Annotated in this window: 7 protein-coding genes; 2 read left to right on the plus strand and 5 right to left on the minus strand. The window is 63.7% G+C overall.

Annotation, left to right across the window (positions count from 1 at the left end):
* Window positions 1-113: 113 nt before the first annotated feature.
* Together NKJ75_RS31840 and NKJ75_RS31845 are read right to left on the minus strand one after the other, a co-directional pair.
* Entirely contained in the window at window positions 114-641 is a 528-nt protein-coding gene (locus NKJ75_RS31840; RefSeq protein ID WP_023683829.1) for an SRPBCC family protein, read from the minus strand.
* Window positions 642-655: 14 nt separating this feature from the next.
* Window positions 656-1,066: a DoxX family protein gene (locus NKJ75_RS31845; RefSeq protein WP_023687655.1), complete on the minus strand. Its 411-nt coding sequence runs from the start codon at window positions 1,064-1,066 to the stop codon at window positions 656-658.
* Window positions 1,067-1,422: 356 nt separating this feature from the next.
* On the opposite strand from NKJ75_RS31845, the gene NKJ75_RS31850 reads away from it, so the two are divergent.
* Window positions 1,423-1,830 (plus strand): ACT domain-containing protein, encoded by a 408-nt coding sequence (locus tag NKJ75_RS31850; RefSeq protein WP_023671700.1) that lies wholly within the window; start codon window positions 1,423-1,425, stop codon window positions 1,828-1,830.
* Window positions 1,831-1,833: 3 nt separating this feature from the next.
* On the opposite strand, the gene NKJ75_RS31855 is transcribed toward NKJ75_RS31850, so the two are convergent.
* The 3 genes from NKJ75_RS31855 to NKJ75_RS31865 form a co-directional block, all read right to left on the minus strand.
* On the minus strand, window positions 1,834-2,187 hold the full coding sequence (locus tag NKJ75_RS31855) for a GNAT family N-acetyltransferase (RefSeq protein ID WP_352500689.1): 354 nt from the start codon (window positions 2,185-2,187) through the stop codon (window positions 1,834-1,836).
* The gene (locus NKJ75_RS31860; protein WP_280813933.1) at window positions 2,162-2,284 is read right to left on the minus strand and encodes a hypothetical protein; all 123 of its coding nucleotides are present in this window, start codon (window positions 2,282-2,284) and stop codon (window positions 2,162-2,164) included. Before NKJ75_RS31860 ends, NKJ75_RS31855 begins: the two co-directional genes overlap by 26 nt.
* A gap of 225 nt (window positions 2,285-2,509) precedes the next feature.
* Entirely contained in the window at window positions 2,510-3,544 is a 1,035-nt protein-coding gene (locus NKJ75_RS31865) for an aspartate-semialdehyde dehydrogenase (RefSeq protein ID WP_023671698.1), read from the minus strand.
* 424 nt (window positions 3,545-3,968) lie between these two features.
* Here NKJ75_RS31865 and NKJ75_RS31870 point away from each other — a divergent pair, with 424 nt between their 5' ends.
* Window positions 3,969-5,810 (plus strand): DEAD/DEAH box helicase, encoded by a 1,842-nt coding sequence (locus NKJ75_RS31870; protein ID WP_352500690.1) that lies wholly within the window; start codon window positions 3,969-3,971, stop codon window positions 5,808-5,810.
* Window positions 5,811-6,043 lie beyond the last annotated feature (233 nt).

A 6,043-nucleotide genomic window follows, 5' to 3' on the forward strand; every position in this document is an offset into this window, starting at 1 on the left:
ACGGCTCTAACTCCCAGACAGCTGATTTGATCCCGAAGACGTGAGAGATCCCGGTGCGCGCGCCTGTCACATTCGTAACGACCGCCGCCGAGCTTGTTGAAATGCAGGACGTTTTACCTTTCAGTGGCCTTCTTCAGATTGGCGAGGCCAGCCTCGAAATCCTTGCCGATCAGCGTATCGAAATTCATGAAGAGGCCCAAAAGCTTGGCAATGAAGGGCCGGCTGCCGCGCATTGCCCAGGTGACTGCGGTGGTGTCGCCCGAGGGCTTCAGGGTGAAGTCGACGCTGTTGTTGGCCCGGAACGGCTTCTCGAAGTCGAGCTTCAGCGACACCAGCGAGGATGGCACGGAATTGACGATCTCCATGCGTCCCTTGCCGGCCTTGGCATTGCCTTCCCAGGCGTAGGCGGCGCCCTTGCCGGCATCAGCGCCCGACAGCGTGCGCTTCATCTCGGGGTCGAGCTTTTCGTAGGGTGACCACTCCGGCCAGTGCTTGAAATTGTTGATCAGCGGAAAGATCGCTTCCGGCGCGGCCTTGATGCTGGCGGTGCGGGCGGTGACGAAATCATTCGACCTCGTCGCCGCATAGATGAGCACGGCGGCGATGATGACGACCAGGAGGATGAGAATGGTGCTGAGCATGTTTTTCTCCTCGCTTAACGGCTGAACGGGATCAGGGCGCGCACGCTTGGGTCGCGCAGATAGAGACCGCCCCACAGGATGATGCCGAGATAGACGCTAAACAGCGTGTGCGAAAACAACGGGCTGCCGACGCGCATATTTGTGGCGATGGCGCCGCCGAGATAGCCGGTGAGCAGGATGGCGCCGAGCACCGAGGTGCGGGGCAGCGCATAGAGCGCGGTCGAGATCAGCCCGATAATGCCGAGCGTGCGCGCGACATTGACATCGGCCGGCCAGCCGAGCGGCACCATGGTCTGGGTGACGACATCGAGCGGCGGCAGCTTGATGACGCCGTCGAAGATCATGAACAGGATGATGAGGCCGCTGAGCACGCGGCCGGTCCACAGGGCGCCCGACGAGACGGGCATGGTTTGAGAAATACTCACGGTGTTCCCTCCTAAGCGGTTCGAGCCGTTTGCTGGCTTCGGACCAAGGACGAGCGATGGGGCGGCGATCCTACAGGGTGCGGATTCTTTTTGGGTAGCAGCAAGCAAAAGCCGCTGCGTGGCGATCCTTCACACCCCCCTCTGGCCTGCCGGCCATCTCCCCCGCAAGGGGGGAGATTACACGCTCGACCGCTTCGGCAATGTTCCATGAATGAGCGGAGCATCGAAACCGCCGATCTCCCTGCTTGCGGGGGAGATGCCCGGCAGGGCAGAGGGGGGCGCTGTCCCTCCACCTTGACGGACTATCGACATCCACCAGTCACGGCTATTGATAGGGCTGGGCGAGAGACGAGCGAATGGCCGGCGAGACTGATCTGAAAAAGCTGCTGGCGGCGATGACGCCGGAACTGCTGCCGGACGTCTACGTGTTCGCTACGCTCACACCTGGAATCAGCCGGCAGGCAGGCCTCGATCCCGTGATGGTCTTTCGCGAGCGCGAGGGTGTGACACTGATCGTGACCGAGGACGCGGCACGGGCGGCCGGGCTGACCGCTTCGTTCCGCTGCCGCATGATCACCCTGAACGTCCACTCCTCGCTGGAAGCCGTCGGCTTCCTCGCCGCCATCACCGCCCGGCTGGCCGCCGCCGGCATGGGCGTCAATCCGGTCTCTGCTTTCTATCATGACCATCTGTTCGTGCCCGCTGAGCGGGCCGAGGAAGCGATGGAGTTATTGCGCCAACTGGCCAAGGATAACGCCGGCTGAATATCAAGCTCGACGCACGTAGAGAATATCCGGCAGGCCTTCTTCGTTGGTGGTGCCCGCGCCGAACGCCTCGGGGCGAAAGCCATGGCGCTCGTAGAAGCGACGCGCGCCGGTGTTGGCCTGGAAGCAATGCAGTTTAACGATCCGTAGCGCGGCGGTCGCTTGCACGAGCAGCCGGCTGCCGATGCCTTGCCCCGTCCAGGCGGGGTCGAGATAGAGCTGTTCCACCCAATCGCCGCTCAGGGCAATGAAGCCGACAATGCCGGTGCCGGCCTCGGCGACCGTCACCTGCTGCCGGTGCAGCACGATCTCGCGGATGAAGGCAAGATCCTCATCCGGCGTGTGGATGACCGGCATCCAGGAACGAGCCAAGTGCGGCCCGCATGACAATGGCGATGGTCGCGGCATCCAAAGCCGTGGCGGGGCGCAGCACGATTTTGGTGGGATCGTTCAAAGGCGTTTCTCAACAGAGGTCAGCGCTGCCCTCATCCCCCTGCCGGGACCTTCTCCCCGTGAACGGGGAGAAGGAAGGCTTCGGCCGAAGGCCGAGCCCGCGACTACGGGCCGCCGGCTTTCCGGCGCCCCGCGGAGGGCCAGCCGCGGCAGCGGCGATACGGCCCGTGAGCGATAAACGGAATCGGCCGAAAGCCGAACCCCGTGAGCGAAAACAAACCAGCCGTCAGGCCGCCTTCTTCTTCGGCTGGATCAGGCCGCGCTCGACCAGAAGCTCGGCGATCTGCACCGCGTTGAGCGCCGCGCCCTTGCGCAGATTGTCGGAGACGATCCACATCGACAGGCCGTTGTCGATGGTCGAATCCTCGCGGATGCGCGAGATGAAGGTGGCGTCCTCGCCGGCCGATTCCAGCGGCGTGATGTAGCCGCCATCCTCGCGCTTGTCCAAGACCTGGCAGCCCGGCGCTTCGCGCAGGATATCGCGCGCCTCGTCGGCGGTGATCGGCTTTTCGAACTCGATGTTGACGGCTTCGGAATGGCCGATGAACACCGGCACGCGCACACAGGTCGCCGTCAGCTTGATCTTGGGGTCGAGCATCTTCTTGGTCTCGGCGACCATCTTCCACTCTTCCTTGGTCGAGCCGTCGTCGAGGAAGACGTCGATGTGCGGAATGACGTTGAAGGCGATGCGCTTGGTGAACTTCTTGACCTCGACGCCATCGGCGACGAACACCGCGCGGGTCTGTGTAAAGAGTTCGTCCATGCCTTCCTTGCCGGCGCCGGATACCGATTGATAGGTGGCGACGACGACGCGCTTGATGGTGGCGACATCGTGCAGCGGCTTCAGCGCCACGACCAGCTGCGCCGTCGAGCAGTTCGGATTGGCGATGATGTTCTTGCGGGTGAACAGCGAGATCGCATCCGGGTTCACTTCCGGCACGATCAGCGGCACGTCCTGGTCGTAGCGGAAGGCCGACGAGTTATCGATGACGACGCAGCCCTGCTTGCCGATCTTCGGCGACCACTCCTTGGAGACGTTGCCGCCGGCCGACATGATGCAGATGTCGGTGTCGGAAAAATCATACTGGTCGAGCGTCTTGACCTTCAGCGAACGGTCGCCGAACGACACTTCGGTGCCCTGGCTGCGCCGCGAGGCCAGCGCCACGACTTCGCTTACCGGAAAGCCGCGCTCTTCCAGTATGTTGAGCATTTCGCGCCCCACATTGCCCGTGGCGCCGACTACCGCAACCTTGAAACTCATCAGAAATCTCCTGTCCCTCTCCGCTTGGTTTTTGGAGAAAACCCGCCGGCCAATGCGGGTTTTGTCCCCCGGGCCGGACCCGGGAGAGGGTGGTTAGGCCAAGGGAATCACACCGTTATGGTGGTGGTTTTGGCCATAGTTTTGCTGGAACGGTAAGACGCGCCAACGCGCCCGGCCCCATGATTGTGGCCGGGGAAGTCGAATGCAAGAAGAGCCATCAGAAGGCCGCGCATCGAAAATGATCCCGTTCGATGCCGGCTTTTACGCGGTTTGCGTCAGGAGTCAATTGCGGCAAGGCACTCGCTTGCCCTGTACAATAGCGGCCGCAAGAAGTACGAACGCCCAAATAGTGTTTGGCTGGCGTGGCGCCAGCCCCGGCATGTGCTGCATGATGAGCCCATGCCCCGAATTCCGAAAGAGTGAGATGTCCAATTTCGAACGTATCGTTCCTGCGCTGGCAGAGGCGCTGGAAAAACGCGGCTATACCGAGCTGACGCCGGTGCAGAAGGCGGTGCTGGAACTCGGCGAGGCCGACGCTCTGGTGTCGGCGCAGACCGGCTCCGGCAAGACTGTCGCCTTCGGCCTGGCTTTGGCGCCGACCCTTCTTGGAAGCGCCGAGCGTTTTGACCAGGCTGGCGCACCGCTGGCGCTGGCCGTGGCGCCGACGCGCGAGCTCGCTCTGCAGGTGATGCGCGAATTGCAATGGCTCTACGCGCCGACCGGCGCCACCGTCGCGTCCTGCGTCGGCGGCATGGACATGCGCTCCGAACGGCGCGTGCTGGAGCGCGGCGCCCACATCGTCGTCGGCACGCCCGGCCGCCTGCGCGACCACATCACCCGCAACTCCCTCGACATGTCGGCGCTGAAAGCCGTGGTGCTGGACGAGGCCGACGAGATGCTCGACCTGGGCTTTCGCGAGGACCTCGAATTCATCCTCGATGCCGCACCGGCTCAGCGCCGCACGCTGATGTTTTCGGCCACCGTGCCGCGCTCGATCGCCACGCTGGCGCAAGGCTATCAGCGCGACGCCGTACGCATCTCGGCCGGCGGCGAGGAAAAGCAGCATCTCGATATCGAGTACCGGGCGCTGAATGTCGCCTATCCCGACCGCGAGAACGCCATCATCAACGTGCTGCGGTTTTACGAAGCGAAGAACGCGCTGGTGTTCTGCAACACCCGCGCCGCCGTCAATCATCTGACGGCGCGCTTCAACAACCGCAATTTTTCCGTCGTGGCGCTGTCGGGCGAGCTCAGCCAGAACGAACGCACCCACGCGCTGCAGGCGATGCGGGACGGCCGCGCCAAAGTCTGCATCGCCACGGATGTCGCCGCGCGCGGCATCGACCTGCCCAATCTCGAACTGGTCATCCATGCCGATCTGCCGACCAATCCCGAAACGCTGCTGCATCGCAGCGGCCGTACCGGCCGCGCCGGCCGCAAGGGTGTCAGCGCGCTGATCGTGCCCAACGGCGCTCGCAAGCGCACCGAGCGCCTGCTGCAGAATGCAGGGCTGAAGGCGACATGGGCGAGCCCGCCCTCGGCCGACGACGTCATCAAGCGCGACGACGAGCGCATCCTTGCCGATCCAGCCTTCGACGAGCCGGTGGCCGAGGACGAGCGCGGCTTCATCGACGCGCTTCTGGCCAGGCATGGCGCCGAACAGATTGCGGCCGCCTTCGTGCGCCAATGCCGCGCCAGCCGCTCGGCGCCCGAGGAGCTTACGGATGTCGCACCGTTCACGCCGTCGCGAGACAGACCGGCGGGCGAAAAATTCGAACGCCGCGACGAAGCGCCCAGCCGCCGCGACGATTTCGGCGACAGCGTCTGGTTCTCGCTGTCGATCGGGCGCAAGCAGAATGCCGAGCCGCGCTGGCTGATCCCGATGCTGTGCCGCACCGGCAACATCTCCAAGCGCGAGATCGGCTCCATCAAGATGCAACAGGATGAGACCTACGTGCAGATCGCGGCCGACTGGGCCGATCGCTTCCTCGCCGCCATCGGCCCCGACAAGAAGCTGCAGGGCAACATCGTGGTGAAGCGCCTGGACGGCACGCCCGACCTGTCGCGGGCCGGCTACCAGGCGCCGAAGCCGGACAAGAAGCCGCATCGCGGCAAGCGCCCGTTCGAGGCGCCGCAAAGCGCACACAAGCCGAAATTCGAGAAGCGGGAACGGCCCGCCGGCGATGCAAAGCCTTGGGCCGGGAAACCGAAATTCGACAAGGCGGGACCGCCTAAGAACAAGAAGCCGAAGAAGCGGCCGGTTTGAGGCTCTTATCGGCCAATTACAAATGCAGGCGCTGCCCCTCATTGCCCTGCCGGCACCTTCTCCCCGTATAGTGACGGGGAGAAGGGAGATGGCCGCAACATCGGCGCTCTTGGCAACGCTGGCAATTGGCGAAATCAGTAGGCGACAGCTGTCCAGCCGATAGATGGGTAACACTTTGAACCGGATACATAGGTGACACTTCTCTCCCCCTATGCGTCCGCCGCAGCGCCAAG

The organism is Mesorhizobium sp. M0058, from assembly GCF_040323095.1.
In the GTDB taxonomy this organism is placed as follows: Bacteria; Pseudomonadota; Alphaproteobacteria; order Rhizobiales; family Rhizobiaceae; genus Mesorhizobium.

Coding starts and splice junctions, on each gene's coding strand:
- NKJ75_RS31840 (WP_023683829.1), bottom strand. CDS start 641: ATGCTCAGCACCATTCTCATCCTCCTGGTCGTCATCATCGCCGCCGTG.
- NKJ75_RS31850 (WP_023671700.1), top strand. CDS start 1,423: ATGGCCGGCGAGACTGATCTGAAAAAGCTGCTGGCGGCGATGACGCCG.
- NKJ75_RS31855 (WP_352500689.1), bottom strand. CDS start 2,187: ATGCCGGTCATCCACACGCCGGATGAGGATCTTGCCTTCATCCGCGAG.
- NKJ75_RS31865 (WP_023671698.1), bottom strand. CDS start 3,544: ATGAGTTTCAAGGTTGCGGTAGTCGGCGCCACGGGCAATGTGGGGCGC.
- NKJ75_RS31870 (WP_352500690.1), top strand. CDS start 3,969: ATGTCCAATTTCGAACGTATCGTTCCTGCGCTGGCAGAGGCGCTGGAA.